We start from the raw sequence: 16,790 nt of genomic DNA, 5'->3' as shown, positions 1-16,790 counted from the left end.
AGGTGAATGCCTGACCATGCCTGAATTGCCCGAAGTCGAGACCGTCCGCCGCGGCCTTCAGCCCGTCATGGAGGGTGCGAAAATCGTCGTTGCGGAGGCCCGCCGGCCCGATTTGCGCTTTCCGTTCCAGCCAAACTTCGTGGCCCGGCTCCAGGGACAGGTCGTCACGGGCCTCGGCCGCCGTGCAAAATATCTCATGGCCGATCTCGGCTCCGGCGACGTGCTGCTGATGCATCTGGGCATGTCGGGCTCGTTCCGCGTCATCAAGCCGGACAACCAGGCCGCGCCCGGCGAGTTTCACTATCCCAAGGGTAAGGATTCCGCGCACGACCACGTGCTGTTTCGGATGTCCTCGGGCGCCGACATCGTCTTCAACGATCCGCGCCGCTTCGGTTACATGAAAGTGATCGCGCGCAACGCACTCGACGACGAGCCGCTGCTGCGCGACCTTGGCCCCGAGCCGCTCGGCAATGCGTTCGATGCCGCGATGCTGGCGCGCTCCTGCCAGGACAAGACCACCAGCCTGAAGGCCGCGCTGCTCGACCAGCGCGTCGTTGCCGGCCTCGGCAACATCTATGTCTGCGAAGCCCTGCACCGCTCGCATCTGTCGCCGCGCCGGATCGCAGCGACCCTGTCGACCAAGAAGGGCGAGCCGACGGATCATGCGAAGCGATTGGTCGGCGCCATCCACACCGTGCTGAACGACGCCATCAAGGCCGGCGGCTCGTCATTGCGCGACCATCGCCAGACCTCGGGCGAGCTCGGCTATTTCCAGCACTCGTTCAAGGTCTACGATCGCGAGGATGAGAAATGCGCCACCCCGCGCTGTGGCGGCACGATCAAGCGCTTCACCCAGAACGGCCGTTCGACCTTCTGGTGTCCGAAGTGCCAGAAGTAGCAGGTCATGCCGACGCCGCAGCTTGAGACCGAACGCCTGATCCTGCGCCCGCTCGCAATGTCGGACGCGCCGGCGATCCAGCGTCATTTCGACAATTGGAATATCATCCGGCATCTCTCGACTGTCGTGCCCTGGCCATATCCTGCCGATGGTGCGGAGACATTCGTCAGAACACAGCTCGACAAGATATCGGCCGGCGAGGAGATCAATCATTGGGTGCTGGTGCTGAAGGGCGGTGATGGCGAAGCGATCGGCAACGTTCATTTCCGGCCCCGTGCCAGCGGCGCCAAGGGCAATCGCGGCTTCTGGCTGGCCGAGCCTTACTGGGGACGTGGCCTGATGATGACGGAGGCCGTCACCGCGGTGAACGATTTTGCCTTCCTCACGCTCGGCCTCGATCATTTCTATGTCAGCAACGCCGCCACCAACGAGGCCTCGCGCCGGGTCAAGCAGAAGACCGGCGCGGAGTTCGTCGGCTTCATCGAGCTTGCGCATCACGATGGGCAGACGAAGTCGGAGAAGTGGATCGTGCGGCGTGAGGCCTGGCTCGGCCGGCGGCTTGATTGAAGTGCCGTAGCCCGGATGGAGCGTAGCGAAATCCGGGATCTTCGCGCGGCGGATGCAGGTGCCCCGGATTGGGCTGCGCTCCATCCGGGCTACGAAAGCTGGCGTAGCTCCGTTTTCCCCGATGATTCAAACGTCTACGCGCCGCCGCCGGGATAGCTCGGCCGAGAGCGGTTCTACTGTGCATGGGGTTGTTTTCAACAAAACACGACGCGAAGCAATCCGGCCGGGCTGGTGGTCGGATTGCTTCGTCGCCTGGGCTCATTCACCGGATGGCGAAGAGCCCGTCTGGGCCTTGAGCGATCGCCCCGCTCAGGACGCCAGAACAGTTTCGTCCGCCGAAATCTCGGCCGCGGCATGCAGCATTCCGTTCGCCGCCGACATGACCTGATCGATCAGCAGACTGCCGGCGGAGAGGTCGAGACGGGTCTCGACCCAGCGCCAGAGGCCGCGGATTTCCTCGGTCGACTTGCCGTTCGGCGCGAACTCGCTGACGGCGAGGCCCGAGGCGAGCGAGTCCTGGTGGTCGTTGCGCATCACGATCATGGGGCGCGCGAGCACCTCGGTGAGATCGAGCGCGGCTTCCTCGCCGAGCGCGTTGGCGGAGTTGTCGATGCGCTGGCCGCGGATCGGCGTCTGGTTCAGCACGAAGCTGTAGGGACGCTTCCAGGCGCGCGCGACGCTGAGGGTGGAGACGGTGGCCTCGATGTCGGCGACGCTGGGGCGGGCCGGGATCAGGCAGAGGTCGGAATAGCGGATCGCAGCGGTGGTCACGGCGCTGAGGCCGGCCGCGGTGTCGACGATTGCGAGCTGGAGGCCGCTCCCGGCCAGCATCTTCAGCCGCGGCTCGAAATCGGCGGCGTGATAGATCGGCTCGACGACGACATCGTCGTTGTTGCGGCGGCGGGCCCAGTTCGACAGGGTGCCCTGCGGGTCGGTCTCGATCAGGCGAACGGTGAAGCCGGCCTGCTTGGCAGCCAGCGCGAGGCCGATGGCAAGCGTGCTCTTGCCGCTGCCGCCCTTTTGGGTGGCCAGTACGATCGTATGCATTGGAAGAGGATTCCTTTGGATTGCCAGGGTCTGGGAGTAACGCCACGCGAACGTGCATCGCTTCTCGATGCTGAGCTCTTCTCGCTCAGGACGTGCCCTGCCCGATCCAAAGGGGACCGCGGATGTCCGAATCAACGGTAACGATGATGGCAGAATCGGGAATGCCAGCCAATCCGTACCAACACTGGACCCATTATCGCGCGCATGGTGTGCTCGCCGCCTTGCATCGGAAGGGTGAGTGGGATGAGCGGCAATTGGCGCGACCGGACGGCGACCACCTTTGAATGCCAGAAGATGCCGGCGGTCTCGAGCCGCGGCATGGTGGTGAGCAACCATCCCCTGGCCTCAAGTGCCGGGGCCGAGATGCTCGCGGCCGGCGGCAACGCCGTCGATGCCGCGATCGCGACCCTGTTCACGCTGACCGTGGTCGAGCCGATGATGGTCGGCATCATCGGCGGCGGCATGGCGCATATCCGGCTGGCCGACGGCAGCCACCGCTTCATCGACGGCCAGAGCACGGTGCCCGCGTCGGTGCGCGACACCACCTACACCTCCAGGCCGGGCTCGGCCCATGACGTGTTCGACACCGTCGGCAACGAGAACCTCAATGGCCCGAAGGCCGTCGCCACGCCGGGCTCGCTGAAAGCCTGGTGCGAGACGCAGCAAAGGTTCGGCACCATGTCGCTCGCCGACGTCATGCAGCCCGCGATCAAGCACGCCGCGCGCGGCTATGCGGCGACGCCCTACTTGCACGAATGCATCAGCGAGAGCGCCGCCGCGATGCGCAAGGACAAGCCGATCGCGGCGATTTTTCTGCCTGACGGAGAGCCCTTGAAGGTCGGCGAGCGCGTCGTGCAGGCGGAATATGCCGAGACGCTGCGTTACATCGCCGACCACGGAGAGAAGGCTCTCTACGAGGGGCCGCTCGGCGACATCCTCGCCGACTACATGGAGAAAGCCGGCGGCTTCATCCGCCGCAACGATCTGACCAACTACAAGACTGTCGAGCGGCAGCCGATCCGCGCCGACTATCGCGGCTGGACCATTTTCGGGCCGCCGCCGCCCGCCGCCTCCGGCGTGCATATCGCGCAGATGCTGAACATCCTTGAAGGCTACGACATCGGTGGCCTCGGCTTCGGTACACCGGAGACCATCCATTACCTGGCCGAGGTCCTGAAGATCGCCTTCGCCGACCGCGCCGCCGCCAGCGGCGACCCTGACTATGTCGGCGTGCCCGTGGAGAAGCTGACGTCAAAGGCCTATGCGGATGAGCGCCGCCGCACCATCGATCCGGCGCGAGCGCAGGCTTTTGGCGCGGGCGTGACTCAGCTCGAAAGCGCGCACACCACGCACATGACGGCGGCAGATAGTTTCGGCAACGTGGTCGCGACCACGCAGACCATCAACAATCTGTTCGGCGCCAAGATCATGATCCCGGGGCTGGGGGCCATCGCCAACAATTACATGAACCTGTTCGATCCGCGCCCCGGCCATGCGCTGTCGCTCGCGCCTGGCAAGCGCGTCACCACCTCGATGTCGCCGATGATGGCGCTCCGCGACGGCAAGCTGCGCTACGCGCTCGGCTTGCCCGGCGGCAAGCGCATCTTCCCGAGCGCGATGCAGGCGCTGGTCAATCTGATCGACCACGGCATGAGCCTGCAGGAAGCGGTCGAGGCGCCGCGGGTCTGGACCGAGGGCAATGCGCTGGAGGTGGAGCAGGCCGTGCCGGAGGCCGTGCGAACCAGGCTTGCAGCGCTCGGCCACCAGGTGCAGCCCGTTGCCACGGTCGCCGGCGGCATGAACGGCATCGCCTTCCACGACGACGGCACCATGACCGGTGCCGCCTGCTGGCGCGCCGATGGCACGCCGGTCGGAATCTCGGGCGGGCTCGCGAAGGCCGGGATCAGGTTCAGGCTGGGCTGAGCGTTACTTCCGCACGCAGATCACGCGCACGACGGCGGCTTTCGCATCGGTCGACGTGCCGTTGGCGGTGACGGCGTTCGCCTTCAGGAAATCGCGCACCGTCTCTGCAGCGACCATGACCGACTGCGACGCGGGCGCTGATGCTGCAGGTCCTGCGACCATCGCCGGCTTCAGCAGTGCGACGCCTGCAAACTTGCCGTCGCCGTCGATGGCCGGGCTGCCGGAGAAGCCGACGGCGGGGGGCGGGGACAGCACAGAATCACCGCCGCCGAGTGACGCAAGCGCGCCCTTGACGCTCGACACACCGGTCGCGCCGCCTTGGCTCTGCGGATCGGCGATGCCGACGACATCGACGCTCGTCTTCGCGGCGCCGGTCGCGAGGCTGAGCGGCTTCAGGCCGCGCGCGCCATAGATGTGCAGCAGTGCAAGATCGTGCTCCTTGTCCTCGGCGAGACGATCGGCATTGCCGTAGCCGCCGATGGTGATCGCGAGGCAACTATCGGTGACGAGACGGTCGGCTAGAATCGCGCCGTCGTCGCTGACGACGATGCCGGTGCCGTATTCGACGGTCTTGCGTGGTGGCGGCCCGGCTTGCGGTCCCGTTGGAAACGCGTTGAATGCGCTCGACATCGCGATCACGACCGGCTCGACCGTGTTCTCGGTCGCCTGGTCGTACAAGATCGTCATGATGCGGACTTCGTCGCCCTTGAAGGTGCCGCGCACGTAAAACTTCTTCAGGCCCTGCAATCCCGACAGCACGAAGAAGTCAGGCTTTACCACGGTGTAGTCGACCTTGCGTCCGGCCGGCTCCTTCTTCTCGGCATCCGCGAGTTTTGCGGTCGTCGGGTTCGCCTCCTTGCGGCGGCTGAGCAGCACCTGCACCGTTCCGGTCGGCGAACTCCATTTCGAGCCGTTGGCGTCCGTGGCCTGCTGCGGCACTAGCTTTGAGGGAATGCCGAGCCGCGCACCGCTGGTCATTTCTGTCACGATTTTCCAGCCGACGCTGTCCTGCTTGCGCCGTGCGGTTTCGGCGAGCGCGGCGCGCTCCTGCGGATTGAGCACGCCGGTGGGCTTGCCGCCCTTGGCCTTCTGGTACTCCTTGATGGCGTCGACCATGCGCGAGCTGACGTCGCCGGTGATGGCGCCGTTATACTCGCCGACCCATGCGAGGTCGGACTGGAGCGACAGCCGCTCGGCCTGCGCCATCCCGTCCGCGGTTTCCGACGGCGTTTGCAGGGCGGGCGGCCTGATCGGAACGGTCTGGACCACTTTCGGCTTGGTGCCGGGGACCTGTGGCGTCGTCATCTGGGCGCCGGCGCCTGTGGCAGACGCCAACATCAGTGTTGCCGCAAGCATCGATCTCATGACAAATCCAGCCAGCCCATTGAACGCGCTGCCATTGAAGCACATCTCGTTGGTCGCGAACAATGTTGAGGTGGTTCAGGTGTTGACCCTCATCCTGAGAAGCCGCGAAGCGGCGTCGCGAAGGATGAAGGCCGGGCTGCCGCAGCGGGGCCTGCATGGTTCGAGACGGCGCTGCGCGCCTCCTCACCATGAGGGTTGAGAGGAACGACGACGATGCTGAGCCCGGACGAACTCGAACGCTATGCCCGCCATATCGTGCTGCGCGACGTCGGCGGCCCCGGCCAGGCCGCGCTGAAACGCGCCTCTGCGCTGGTGATCGGCGCCGGCGGGCTCGGCGCGCCGGCTCTGATGTATCTGGCTGCCGCCGGTATCGGAACGCTCGGCGTGGTCGATGACGACGTCGTGTCGCTGTCAAATCTCCAGCGCCAGGTGATCCACACCACGCCCGACATCGGCCGGCACAAGGTCGAGAGCGCGGCCGAGCGGATCGCGGCGCTCAATCCGCATGTGCGCTTCGTCGGCCACGCCACCTGGCTCAATGCCGACAATGCGCTCTCGCTGATCGGTGACTATGACCTCGTGCTCGATGGGTCCGACAATTTCTCGACGCGCTATCTCGTCTCGGACGCCTGCTTCTTCGCGAAGCGGCCGCTGATCACCGCGGCGCTCGGCACCTTCGACGGCTCGCTCACCACCATCCGCGCGCATGAGACGAACGAGCAGGGCGAGTTCAACCCGACCTATCGCTGCCTGTTCCCGGAGGCGCCGCCGCCCGGCACCGTGCCGGCCTGCGCCGAGGCCGGCGTCATGGGCGCGCTTGCGGGCGTGATGGGCTCGATGATGGCGCTGGAGGCGATCCGCGAGATCGTCGGGTTCGGCGACGGCCTAGTCGGCCGCCTCCTGATGATCGATGCGCGCGCGATGCGCTTCGAGACGCTGCGTTACGCGCGCGATCCGGCCAATCCGCTCAATGGCGATGGGCCTGTGATCACCGATCTCAGCGCCCATCGCACCTGATCGCCGTTATTTGCTGGCCGGCTTCTCGCTGTCGAGATGCGCCATCTGCTCGGCCGCATAGCGCGTGCCGGCGGCGACATTCGGCGGGAAGGCCTTTGCCAATGCGGCCAGATGCGCCGGCGTCAACGTCACCGTGGTCGATCCAAGCGCTTCGCTGAGGCGATTGCGGGTGCGCGCGCCGACCAGCGGCACGATCTCCCTGCCCTGGGCTGCGACCCAGGCGATTGCGACCTGCGCCGGCGTTGCACCGATCTCGCCGGCGATCGTCCGCAGCTGTTCCACCAGCGCGAGATTGGCGTCGAGGTTCGCGCCCTGAAAGCGCGGCGTCATCAGCCGGTAGTCGCGGCCGGTCTTGCCTGATTCTTTCGACCAATGACCACTGATGAGGCCGCGCGCCAGCACGCCATAGGCGGTGATGGCGATGCCGAGCTCACGGCAGGTTTCCAGGATGTCGCGCTCAATGCCGCGCTCGATCAGCGAATATTCGATCTGGAGATCGACGATCGGATGCACCGCGTGCGCGCGGCGGATGGTGTTGGAGCCGACCTCGGACAGGCCGATATGCCTGATGTAGCCGGCCTTCACGAGATCGGCGAGACCACCGATCGTCTCCTCGATCGGAATGGAGGGATCGAGCCGCGCCGGACGATAGACATCCACATAGTCGGTGCCGAGGCGCTGCAATGAATAGGCCAGAAAATTCTTGGTCGCGGCCGGCCGCGTGTCCATGCCGATGAAATCACCGGCGGGCCCGCGCAGCGCGCCATACTTCACGCTGATCTCCACTTTTTCGCGCGGCACGTTCGCCAGTGCTTCGCGCAGCAGCAGCTCGTTGTGACCCATGGCGTAGAAATCGCCGGTGTCGAGCAGTGTGATCCCTGCATCGATCGCGGCATGAACCGTGGCGATGGCCTCGCCGCGATCGGCGGGGCCGTAGACCTCCGACATGCCCATGCAGCCGAGGCCGAGGGCGGAGACGTTGGGGCCGGTCGAACCGAGTTTGCGCTGTTCCATGATGGCTCTCCTCAAGAGCGGCGGCCGATGGCGCCGCGTGACGAGGCCAGATATGCGCCTGGTCGATTGCCGCGATAAGCTGGACAATGCGGAATAGCTTGTTCACACTGGCGAACAATGGCTGATCCCGACCTGCGCGATCTCGACGCCTTCGTGGCGGTCGCCCGCACCCGCAATTTCCGGCGCGCGGCGGTTGAAATCCGCGTGTCGGTGTCGAGCCTTAGCCAGAGATTGCGGGATCTTGAGGAGCGCCTCGGCGTCCGCCTGATGAACCGCACCACCCGCAGCGTCGCGCTGACCGAGGCGGGCGAGCTGTTGCTATCGCGGGTGGCGCCGGCACTGCGCGACGTCGGCGATGCCCTGGATCAGGTGCGCGGCCTGCGCGAGGTCGCCTCGGGCCGCCTGCGCATCAACGCGCCGCCGCCGGCGGTTGATCTCGTGCTGGCGCCGATGGTCGTTCCGTTCCTGCAGGCCCATCCGCAGGTCGATCTCGATATCGTCTCCGAGAGCGGCTTCGTCGATATCGTCAGCGGCGGCTACGATGCCGGCGTGCGCTATGGCGAGCATCTCGCGCAGGACATGGTGGCGATCCCGCTCAGCGGCCCGCAGCACTATGTCGTCGTTGCATCGCCCGATTATGTCGCGCGGCGTGGCAGGCCAAAACATCCGAAAGATCTGCTCGATCATGATTGCATTCGCGCGCGCTATTCGAGCGGCGTCATGCATGATTGGGAATTCGAAAAGGCCGGCCAGATCGTGAAGGTCGATCCGCCTGCAAAACTGATTTCGACGAACATGGGTCTTGCGATGCGTGCCGCGCTTGGCGGCGCCGGCATCTGGGCCAGCCTCAATGGCTATGTCGGCGATGCCGTCAAGTCCGGCGCACTCGTCAGCCTGATGGAAGATTGGTGCGAGCCGTTCCCCGGCCCGTTCCTGTATTATCCCAGCCGGCGCCAGGTGCCGCCGGCGCTACGTGCGTTTATCGATTTCGTCGCGGATTGGCGCAAGCGAAATGGGCTGCGCTCTTAGGCCCTCATGGTGAGGAGGCGCGAAGCGCCGTCTCGAACCATGCAGGCCGAACTCTCGCCCACGGCCATCCTTCGAGACGCGCGTTCCGCGCTCCTCAGGATGAGGAGCGAGGGCTTGCTGCGCAGTAAAGCTGCTTCACAGCATGCTCGGCAGCACGCGATCCGGCGGCTTGTGGGCGTCGAGGAAGGTGCGGATGTTGATGATCACCTTCTCGCCCATCTCGACGCGGCCTTCGATCGTGGCCGAGCCCATATGCGGCATCAGCGTCACCTTGCCGGCCTTCGCAAGCCGCACCAGCTTGGGATTGACCGCCGGCTCGTGCTCATAGACGTCGAGGCCGGCGCCGCCGATCTCGCCGCCTTCGATCAGCTTGATCAGCGTGTCCTCGTCGGTGACTTCACCGCGCGCGGTGTTGACGATGTAGGCGTCCTTGCGGATCAGCTTCAGCCGCCGCGCCGAGAGCAGGTGATAAGTCGCCGGCGTGTGCGGACAGTTCACCGAGATGATGTCCATCCGCGCCAGCATCTGGTCGAGGCTTTCCCAATAGGTCGCACCAAGCTCTTCGGCGATCTTCGGCGCAACAGGACGGCGGTTGTGATAGTGGATCTGCAGGCCGAACGCGCGGGCGCGGCGCGCGACCGCCTGGCCGATGCGGCCCATGCCGATGATGCCGAGGCGCTTGCCGCCGATGCGGTGGCCGAGCATCCAGGTCGGTGACCAGCCCGCCCAGGGTTTTCCCTCCGTCAGCACCGAGGCGCCCTCGATCATCCGGCGCGGCACGGCCAGGATCAGCGCCATGGTCATGTCGGCGGTGTCTTCGGTCAGAACCTTCGGCGTGTTGGTGACGGTGATGCCGCGGGCATGCGCAGCCTCGACGTCGATATTGTCGACGCCGTTGCCGAAGTTGGCGATCAGCTTCACCTTGCAGTCGGGCTGATTAACGATGTCGGCGCTGATGTGATCGGTGACCGTCGGAACCAGAATGTCGGCGGTGCGCGCGGCTTCCGCAATCTGCTCGGCCGACATCGGTGTGTCGTCGAGATTGATGCGTGCGTCGAACAGTTCGCGCATCCGGGTCTCGATCGAGTCCGGCAGCTTGCGCGTCACCACGACGAGGGGCTTTTTCTTCACCGACATGTCCTGCCCTCATGAGGCGTTGCAGGCCGCCTTTGTCGCCAAAGGCTCGCCGTTGAGGCCTCATTAACCCGGTTGTTCGACACTGCCTTGGCCGTGTCGTCCCCGGCGTTTCCTTCAAGCTGTTCCCCTACTTTCCGGCCGGAAAATCGGGGTAAACTGGTTGTTCAGATGTCCGTCCTCTCTAGCAGAAGGCCGGGCCAAGACAAGTTGGCTTCAGGAGCACCCCGCATGGGGCGGGAGAGGGGATTGCGCGGCAACGTTTGGAGTTTGGGGTGAGGGCCCGGTTGAGCCGGTTCCTCGACAGGAGACGGGTTGATGGCGTTGGGGCGTTTTTGTTCGGTGATGGCGCTCGTTTGCACCTGGTGGAGCGCTTCGGTCAGCCCCGGGCATTCGGCGAAGGATGCCGCGACGCCCCAGACCGCCAGCGGCCTTCCGGTGCCGCGCTATGTCAGCCTCAAATCCGATCACGTCAACGTCCGCGCCGGCCCGACCAAGGACAATGACGTGGCCTGGGTCTACACCCGTTCCGGTCTGCCGGTCGAAATCACCGCCGAGTTCGAGAACTGGCGTCGGGTGCGCGATTCCGAGGGCGCCGAGGGCTGGGTCTATCATTCGCTGCTGTCGGGCCGCCGCACTGCGGTGGTCACCATGAAGAACAAGGACGACCTCGCGCCGATCTATGACCGCGCCGATCCCGACAGTGCGGTGGCCGCGAAACTCCAGGCCGGCGTCGTCACTACCGTGAAAAAGTGCACCACAAGCTGGTGCCACGTCACCGGCAACGGCTTTGACGGCTGGATCCAGCAGGAGCGCCTCTGGGGCGTCTATGCGGACGAGCAGGTGAACTGACGGCCTGAAACGACAATGGCCGGGACGAAGCCCGGCCATGACGATCAGATCAGCAGCTTAGGACGACCTTAGCGCTTCTTGCGCAGGCGCACGACCATGTCGATTCGCGCGATCTCGTAACCTTCCGGCACCTCCGGCATCTTGGACAGCGCCAGATGCGGATCCTCGATATCGACCAGCTCGTGGCTGTTCTCGAGGTAATAATGGTGGTGCGTGGTGACGTTGGTATCGAAATAGGTCTTGGTACCGTCGACGCTGACCTGACGCAGCAGGCCGGCATCGGTCAGCTGGTTCAGCGTGTTGTAGACGGTCGCGAGCGAGACCGGGACCTTGGCCAGCGTCGCTTCCTCGTAGAGCATTTCAGCCGTGAGGTGGCGCGCACCCTTGCCGAACAGCAGCCAGCCGAGAGCCATGCGCTGGCGCGTGGGGCGCAGGCCGGCGGACTGGAGCATTTCATTGACGTCGTGCCAGGGGCAGCCGGTCAAGGCCGGCTGACGGCCGGACAGAAGGGCCGCCACCTGGGCGTCCTCGTCGTGATGGGTGGCGTTGTTTTCGCTCATTTCCAGAATTCGGGCACGCGTGAACACTATCTATCTGCAATATATGGACAGATAGATGCAGATGCAAGTTTCTCGCAACTAGAGTGGTTCTAATCAGCCGAGGAACCGGGCCGCGCCACCGTCATTTTACCTTCATGGGACCGCTTTGCCACCCGAAAGGCCTGTGTTAGAGAGCGCGCGGTTCCGCTTAACCGATTTTGGCGCAGCCGGGCATTGAGGCCCGGCCGGCAGTCCATCCGGCTCGGATTTGCGCCTGACGATGGCAATTGGCGTTGCATTCCGAACGAAACGGGGCCCATTTTTGCCAGAAACGCCGCTCAATCGGGGTTCAAACAGAGGCTTCCGCATGCTGAACAGGCGCAATGGTTACGAATACGAAGATCTGCTGGCATGTGCCCGCGGTGAGATGTTCGGCCCGGGCAATGCCCAGCTGCCGCTGCCGCCGATGCTCATGTTCGATCGCATCACGGAAATCAGCGACAATGGCGGCGAGTTCGGCAAGGGCGTGGTGCGCGCCGAGCTCGACGTGAAACCCGACCTCTGGTTCTTCGGCTGCCACTTCAAGAACGACCCCGTGATGCCCGGCTGCCTCGGCCTCGATGCGCTGTGGCAAATGGTCGGCTTTTATCTGGGCTGGACCGGAGGCGAAGGCCGCGGCCGCGCGCTCGGCCTGAACGAATTGAAGTTCAGCGGCCAGGTGCTGCCCGAGGCCCGCAAGGTTGTGTACAACGTCGATATCAAACGCGTGATGCGTTCAAAGCTCGTGCTCGGCATTGCCGACGGATGGCTTTCGGTCGACGACCAGATTATTTATCGCGCCAAGGATCTGAAGGTCGGCCTGTTCAAGCAGGGCGTGAACCTGGGCTAACGCGCATCATAAAGAAGACAACGATAGAGGCGAGGCTGTCATGAGGCGGGTTGTGGTCACCGGGATGGGTATCGTCTCGTCGATCGGAAACAACACCCAGGAAGTGCTTTCGAGCCTTCACGAGGCGAAGTCGGGCATTTCGCGGGCTGAGAAATACGCCGAGCTCGGCTTCCGGTCGCAGGTCGCGGGTGCGCCGACGCTCGATCCTTCGACGGTGGTCGACCGCCGCGCGATGCGCTTCCTCGGCCAGGGCGCGGCGTGGAATCATGTTGCGATGGAGCAGGCGATCCAGGACTCCGGTCTGTCGCCCGACGAGGTCTCCAACATCCGCACCGGCATCATCATGGGCTCCGGCGGTCCCTCGGCGCGCACCATCGTCGAGTCCGCCGACATCACCCGCACCAAGGGACCGAAGCGCGTCGGTCCGTTCGCCGTGCCGAAGGCGATGTCGTCCACGGCATCGGCGACGCTCGCGACCTGGTTCAAGATCAAGGGCGTGAACTATTCGATCTCCTCGGCCTGTGCGACGTCGAACCACTGCGTCGGCAACGCCTACGAGACGATCCAGATCGGCAAGCAGGACATCGTCTTCGCCGGCGGTTGCGAGGAGCTCGACTGGTCGCTGTCGGTGCTGTTCGACGCCATGGGCGCGATGTCCTCGAAATACAACGACACGCCCGCCACCGCTTCGCGTCCCTACGACCTCAATCGCGACGGTTTTGTCATCGCCGGTGGCGCGGGGGTCCTCGTGCTGGAAGAGCTCGAGCACGCCAAGGCGCGCGGCGCACGCATCTACGGCGAGATCGTCGGCTATGGCGCGACCTCGGACGGCTACGACATGGTCGCCCCGTCGGGTGAAGGCGCCGAGCGCTGCATGCGCATGGCGATGTCGACGGTGAAGACCAAGGTCGACTACATCAACCCGCATGCCACCTCGACGCCGGCAGGCGATCCGCCGGAAATCGACGCGCTCCGCCGCGTGTTCGGCGCCGGCGAGAAGTGCCCGCCGATCTCGGCCACCAAGGCGCTGACCGGCCACTCGCTCGGCGCGACCGGTGTGCAGGAGGCGATCTACTCGCTGCTGATGATGAACAACGGCTTCATCTGCGAGAGCGCGCACATCCAGGAGCTCGATCCGGTGTTTGCCGACATGCCGATCGTGCGCAAGCGCATCGACAACGTCAAAATCGGCACCGTGCTGTCGAACTCGTTCGGCTTCGGCGGCACCAACGCCACGCTGGTGTTCAGCCGGCTGGACGTGTGACGACATTGTTGCGGAATTGCTGGTAGTTTTCGTCATGGCCGGGCTCGTCCCGGCCATCCACGTCTTGGCTACCGGCTTCGACAGAACGTGGATGCCCGGGACATAGACGAGCGAAGCGACGTCGTCCTTCAGACGGCTATGCCCGGGTAACGGAGAGCGGAGAGTAATTGAGACATGGAAGGTTTGATGCAAGGCAAGCGCGGTCTGATCATGGGCATCGCCAATGATCATTCGATCGCCTGGGGCATGGCAAAGATGCTGCATGCTCACGGCGCCGAGCTCGCCTTCACCTTCCAGGGCGAAGCGCTCGGCAAGCGCGTCAAGCCGCTGGCGGAATCTCTCGGTGTCGAACTCGTGCTCCCCTGTGACGTCGAGGACATCGCCAGCGTCGATGCCACCTTTGACGTGCTGCGCGAAAAATGGGGCAAGCTCGACTTCGTCATCCACGCGATCGGCTTTGCCGACAAGAACGAGCTGAAGGGCCGCTACGCCGACACCAGCCGCGAGAATTTTTCGCGCACCATGGTGATCTCCTGTTTCTCGTTCACGGAGGTCGCAAAGCGCGCTGCCGAGCTGATGACGGACGGCGGCAGCATGATCACGCTGACCTTCGGCGCCTCCGAGCGCTCGATGCCGAACTACAACGTGATGGGCGTGGCCAAGGCGGCACTGGAAGCTTCGGTGCGCTATCTCGCCTCCGATTTTGGACCGCGTGGCATCCGCGTCAACGCGATCTCCGCGGGCCCGATCCGCACGCTCGCCGGCTCCGGCATCGGCGAGGCGCGCGCGATGTTTGCGTACATGCAGAAGCACTCGCCGCTCCGCCGCGGCGTCACGCTCGATGAGCTCGGCGGCTCGGCGTTATATCTGTTGTCGGATCTCTCCGGCGGCGTGACCGGCGAAATCCACTATGTCGACAGTGGCTACAACATCGTCCTGATGCCGCGGCCGGACGATCTGAAGGCCCCGGAGTAGAACTCCGTAGGGTGGGCAAAGGAGCGTAAGCGACGTGCCCACCATTTCTCAATAATTGCGCACAGAACGTGGGCACGGCGCGTTGCGCCTTTGCCCACCCTACGACAGTTGGTCTAACCCGCCGCGATCTTCTCCGCGCGCTGGAACGCCGGCCGCGCCATGCAGCGCGCGATGTAGGCGTCGAAGGCCGGGCGCGTCGGCACCATCTTGAACAGGCGCACCGCAAAGTTCAGGCCCGCGCCGATCGTGATGTCGGCCGCGGAAAAGTCCTCGCCGAGAATCCACGGGCCCTTGTCGAGCGCCGCTTCCAGCACGTCGAACACCTGTGTCGCGCTGCCCCAGGCCGCGGTCGAAGTCGGCACCTCGATCTTGGTGAAGATCTGGATGATCGCGGGCTCGATGCAGCTCGGCGAGAAGAACAGCCATTGCAGATAGCGTGCGCGGCGCGGATCGGTCACACCAGGCGCGAGCTTCGTCTCGGGATATCGGTCGGCGATATAGGCGCAAATCGCGGCGGCTTCGCCGAGCGCGGCGTCGCCGTCGCTGAGCGCCGGCACCTTGCCCATCGGATTGACCTTCAGATACTCAGGCGCCTTCTGCGCGCCCGTCGAGATGTCCGTCAGCACGCGCTCATAGGGAAGTCCGCTCTCTTCCATCAGCCAGAGCGTCGAGAACGAGCGCGAGCGGGGCGACCAATAGAGCTTGATCATGGCGGAGAACCTTCCGTGGGCGAGAGGCGGGTGAGGGCTCATTCATTGCGTGTTCGCCCCGAAATCGCAACGCACTACGTCTAGGCGAATGCCACGCCCGGAAGCCGACATCTTGGTCAACGCGCTAGGTTGACGACAGTGTTTTCACGAACTGGGCCGCTGCCGCTTCCACCGGTAGTACTTCATCATGAAGCCGTTCGACGGCTCGAGCTCTTCCTTCTCGAACACAAAGCCCTCGCGCTCGTACCAGCGCCACGCCTTTTCGTTCTCGCGAATGCAGCGCAGATACATTTCATCCGGCATCTGCGTGCGCGTGAAGGCGAGCAGCTTCCGCCCGAGCGATTGCCCCTGATAGGCGGGGCCGACGAACAGCATATCGAGATAGAGCTTTGGCAGATGCAGCGCGAGCATTGCGGCGATGGTGCCGTTGTCGTCGGCGACGAACAGGCTCCAGCCGTCCTCGATCTCGCGGCGGATGCGCGCGCGCAGGTTTGCCAGCAGGAATTCGCTCGCCTCGGCGAGCCCGGTCGAGACCCAGCTTTCCATCCAGACGCGTCCGATCTCGTCATATTCCTCACTGCGAGCGGGGCGAATGATCGGATCGGACATTGGTGCCTCAAGCCCTCTGGTTGCGCGTGGCCTGCCGCGGGCGCGCCTTGCCGGCCGACAGGCACACCACCTCGGAGATCTGGAGCAGCTGCCGCGCCAGCGGGCTGGTCTTGCGCCAGACCATGCCGATGGTGCGTGAGGGCTCGGGGTCGCGGAATCGCGACAGCGAGACCGAGGCCGATCGCGTTTCCACCGACACCGCCATCTCCGGGATCAGGGTCACGCCGATGCCGGCGCTGACCATCTGGACCAATGTCGACAGCGAATTCGCATCAAGCATCTCGCGCGGCGGCGCTGATTGCATGTTGCAGAACGATAGGGCCTGGTCGCGGAAACAATGGCCCTCCTCTAACAGCAGCAGCCGCATCTCCCGCATCATCTCGCGCGAGGGCGCCGGGGTGCCCGCATCCGTGCCCGGACGCACCAGCAGGAATTTTTCCTCGAACAGGGCGACCTCGGTGAGCGAGGGTTCGGAGACCGGCAGCGCGACGATGGCGGTGTCGAGCCGGCCTTCGACCAGCTCCTGGATCAGCCGCGGCGTCATCGTCTCGCGCACGCGGATGTCGAGCTCCGGATGCATGCGTGTGAGGTTCTTGGTGATCTTGGGCAAGAGATAAGGCGCGATCGTCGGGATCATGCCGATGCGCAGACGGCCGGCAAAACGGTCCTGCGAGGCGCGGGCGAAATCGCCGAGCTCATCGACCGAGCGCAGGATGTCACGGACGCGCGACGCGAGTTCCTCGCCGAACCGCGTCAGCGCCACCTGGCGCGCGCTGCGCTCCAGCAGCAGCCCGCCGAGCGCCTCCTCCAGTTCCTTGATCTGCATCGACAGCGCGGGCTGCGAGATGGAACAGGCCTCCGCGGCGCGGCCGAAATGGCCATGACGCGCCAGCGCGTCGAAATATCGCAGCTGGCGCAGCGTCAGATTGATCATCAGAAAAACCTATCGCAGCGATCA

At 64.8% G+C, this 16,790-nt stretch carries 17 protein-coding genes; 9 read left to right on the top strand and 8 right to left on the bottom strand.

Annotation, left to right across the window (positions count from 1 at the left end; translation table 11 throughout):
* The first annotated feature begins 16 nt into the window (after nucleotides 1-16).
* Nucleotides 17-898 carry a bifunctional DNA-formamidopyrimidine glycosylase/DNA-(apurinic or apyrimidinic site) lyase gene (gene mutM, locus QA645_RS00350; RefSeq protein ID WP_283047412.1) on the top strand — a complete coding sequence of 294 codons (882 nt, stop codon included), beginning with the start codon at nucleotides 17-19 and terminating at the stop codon, nucleotides 896-898.
* 6 nt (nucleotides 899-904) lie between these two features.
* A complete protein-coding gene (locus QA645_RS00345) occupies nucleotides 905-1,465 on the top strand; it encodes a GNAT family N-acetyltransferase (protein ID WP_283047410.1) in 561 nt (186 codons plus the stop codon).
* A gap of 309 nt (nucleotides 1,466-1,774) precedes the next feature.
* On the opposite strand, the gene QA645_RS00340 is transcribed toward QA645_RS00345, so the two are convergent.
* Nucleotides 1,775-2,512: a ParA family protein gene (locus QA645_RS00340; RefSeq protein ID WP_254127186.1), complete on the bottom strand. Its 738-nt coding sequence runs from the start codon at nucleotides 2,510-2,512 to the stop codon at nucleotides 1,775-1,777.
* A 243-nt stretch (nucleotides 2,513-2,755) separates the two neighbouring features.
* Here QA645_RS00340 and ggt point away from each other — a divergent pair, with 243 nt between their 5' ends.
* A complete protein-coding gene (gene ggt / locus QA645_RS00335; protein WP_283047408.1) occupies nucleotides 2,756-4,435 on the top strand; it encodes a gamma-glutamyltransferase in 1,680 nt (559 codons plus the stop codon).
* A 3-nt stretch (nucleotides 4,436-4,438) separates the two neighbouring features.
* On the opposite strand, the gene QA645_RS00330 is transcribed toward ggt, so the two are convergent.
* Nucleotides 4,439-5,800 (bottom strand): serine protease, encoded by a 1,362-nt coding sequence (locus QA645_RS00330; RefSeq protein ID WP_283047406.1) that lies wholly within the window; start codon nucleotides 5,798-5,800, stop codon nucleotides 4,439-4,441.
* Nucleotides 5,801-6,013: 213 nt separating this feature from the next.
* Between QA645_RS00330 and moeB the strand changes: the two genes are divergently transcribed.
* Nucleotides 6,014-6,817, top strand: coding sequence for a molybdopterin-synthase adenylyltransferase MoeB (gene moeB / locus QA645_RS00325; protein WP_254191146.1), 804 nt, complete (start codon nucleotides 6,014-6,016; stop codon nucleotides 6,815-6,817).
* A gap of 6 nt (nucleotides 6,818-6,823) precedes the next feature.
* Here moeB and QA645_RS00320 read toward each other — a convergent pair whose 3' ends face one another.
* Nucleotides 6,824-7,831 carry an aldo/keto reductase gene (locus tag QA645_RS00320; RefSeq protein ID WP_283047403.1) on the bottom strand — a complete coding sequence of 336 codons (1,008 nt, stop codon included), beginning with the start codon at nucleotides 7,829-7,831 and terminating at the stop codon, nucleotides 6,824-6,826.
* Nucleotides 7,832-7,948: 117 nt separating this feature from the next.
* Between QA645_RS00320 and QA645_RS00315 the strand changes: the two genes are divergently transcribed.
* Complete coding sequence (locus QA645_RS00315) at nucleotides 7,949-8,860, top strand: LysR family transcriptional regulator (protein ID WP_254127173.1); 912 nt, start codon at nucleotides 7,949-7,951, stop codon at nucleotides 8,858-8,860.
* A 135-nt stretch (nucleotides 8,861-8,995) separates the two neighbouring features.
* On the opposite strand, the gene QA645_RS00310 is transcribed toward QA645_RS00315, so the two are convergent.
* Entirely contained in the window at nucleotides 8,996-9,997 is a 1,002-nt protein-coding gene (locus tag QA645_RS00310; protein ID WP_254127172.1) for a D-glycerate dehydrogenase, read from the bottom strand.
* 315 nt (nucleotides 9,998-10,312) lie between these two features.
* Here QA645_RS00310 and QA645_RS00305 point away from each other — a divergent pair, with 315 nt between their 5' ends.
* Nucleotides 10,313-10,846: an SH3 domain-containing protein gene (locus QA645_RS00305; RefSeq protein ID WP_283047398.1), complete on the top strand. Its 534-nt coding sequence runs from the start codon at nucleotides 10,313-10,315 to the stop codon at nucleotides 10,844-10,846.
* 68 nt (nucleotides 10,847-10,914) lie between these two features.
* Here the strand turns inward: QA645_RS00305 and irrA are convergent, their stop codons facing one another.
* A complete protein-coding gene (irrA, locus tag QA645_RS00300) occupies nucleotides 10,915-11,406 on the bottom strand; it encodes an iron response transcriptional regulator IrrA (RefSeq protein WP_283047396.1) in 492 nt (163 codons plus the stop codon).
* A gap of 346 nt (nucleotides 11,407-11,752) precedes the next feature.
* Between irrA and fabA the strand changes: the two genes are divergently transcribed.
* The 3 genes from fabA to fabI all read left to right on the top strand — a co-directional run bounded on the left by fabA (nucleotide 11,753) and on the right by fabI (nucleotide 14,513).
* Complete coding sequence (gene fabA / locus QA645_RS00295) at nucleotides 11,753-12,274, top strand: bifunctional 3-hydroxydecanoyl-ACP dehydratase/trans-2-decenoyl-ACP isomerase (RefSeq protein ID WP_254135172.1); 522 nt, start codon at nucleotides 11,753-11,755, stop codon at nucleotides 12,272-12,274.
* A gap of 40 nt (nucleotides 12,275-12,314) precedes the next feature.
* Nucleotides 12,315-13,538 carry a beta-ketoacyl-ACP synthase I gene (fabB, locus tag QA645_RS00290; protein WP_283047394.1) on the top strand — a complete coding sequence of 408 codons (1,224 nt, stop codon included), beginning with the start codon at nucleotides 12,315-12,317 and terminating at the stop codon, nucleotides 13,536-13,538.
* A 174-nt stretch (nucleotides 13,539-13,712) separates the two neighbouring features.
* A complete protein-coding gene (gene fabI / locus QA645_RS00285) occupies nucleotides 13,713-14,513 on the top strand; it encodes an enoyl-ACP reductase FabI (protein ID WP_283047392.1) in 801 nt (266 codons plus the stop codon).
* Nucleotides 14,514-14,626: 113 nt separating this feature from the next.
* Here fabI and QA645_RS00280 read toward each other — a convergent pair whose 3' ends face one another.
* The 3 genes from QA645_RS00280 to QA645_RS00270 form a co-directional block, all read right to left on the bottom strand.
* Nucleotides 14,627-15,223, bottom strand: a complete 597-nt coding sequence (locus QA645_RS00280; protein ID WP_283047391.1) for a glutathione S-transferase family protein — start codon at nucleotides 15,221-15,223, stop codon at nucleotides 14,627-14,629.
* Between the two features lie 144 nt (nucleotides 15,224-15,367).
* The gene (locus QA645_RS00275) at nucleotides 15,368-15,832 is read right to left on the bottom strand and encodes a GNAT family N-acetyltransferase (RefSeq protein ID WP_283047390.1); all 465 of its coding nucleotides are present in this window, start codon (nucleotides 15,830-15,832) and stop codon (nucleotides 15,368-15,370) included.
* A 7-nt stretch (nucleotides 15,833-15,839) separates the two neighbouring features.
* Nucleotides 15,840-16,766 carry a hydrogen peroxide-inducible genes activator gene (locus QA645_RS00270; RefSeq protein WP_283047389.1) on the bottom strand — a complete coding sequence of 309 codons (927 nt, stop codon included), beginning with the start codon at nucleotides 16,764-16,766 and terminating at the stop codon, nucleotides 15,840-15,842.
* Nucleotides 16,767-16,790 lie beyond the last annotated feature (24 nt).

The sequence above is a fragment of the Bradyrhizobium sp. CIAT3101 genome (genome assembly GCF_029714945.1).
Classification (GTDB): domain Bacteria; phylum Pseudomonadota; class Alphaproteobacteria; order Rhizobiales; family Xanthobacteraceae; genus Bradyrhizobium.
This window is presented reverse-complemented; position numbering and strand designations above follow the sequence as displayed.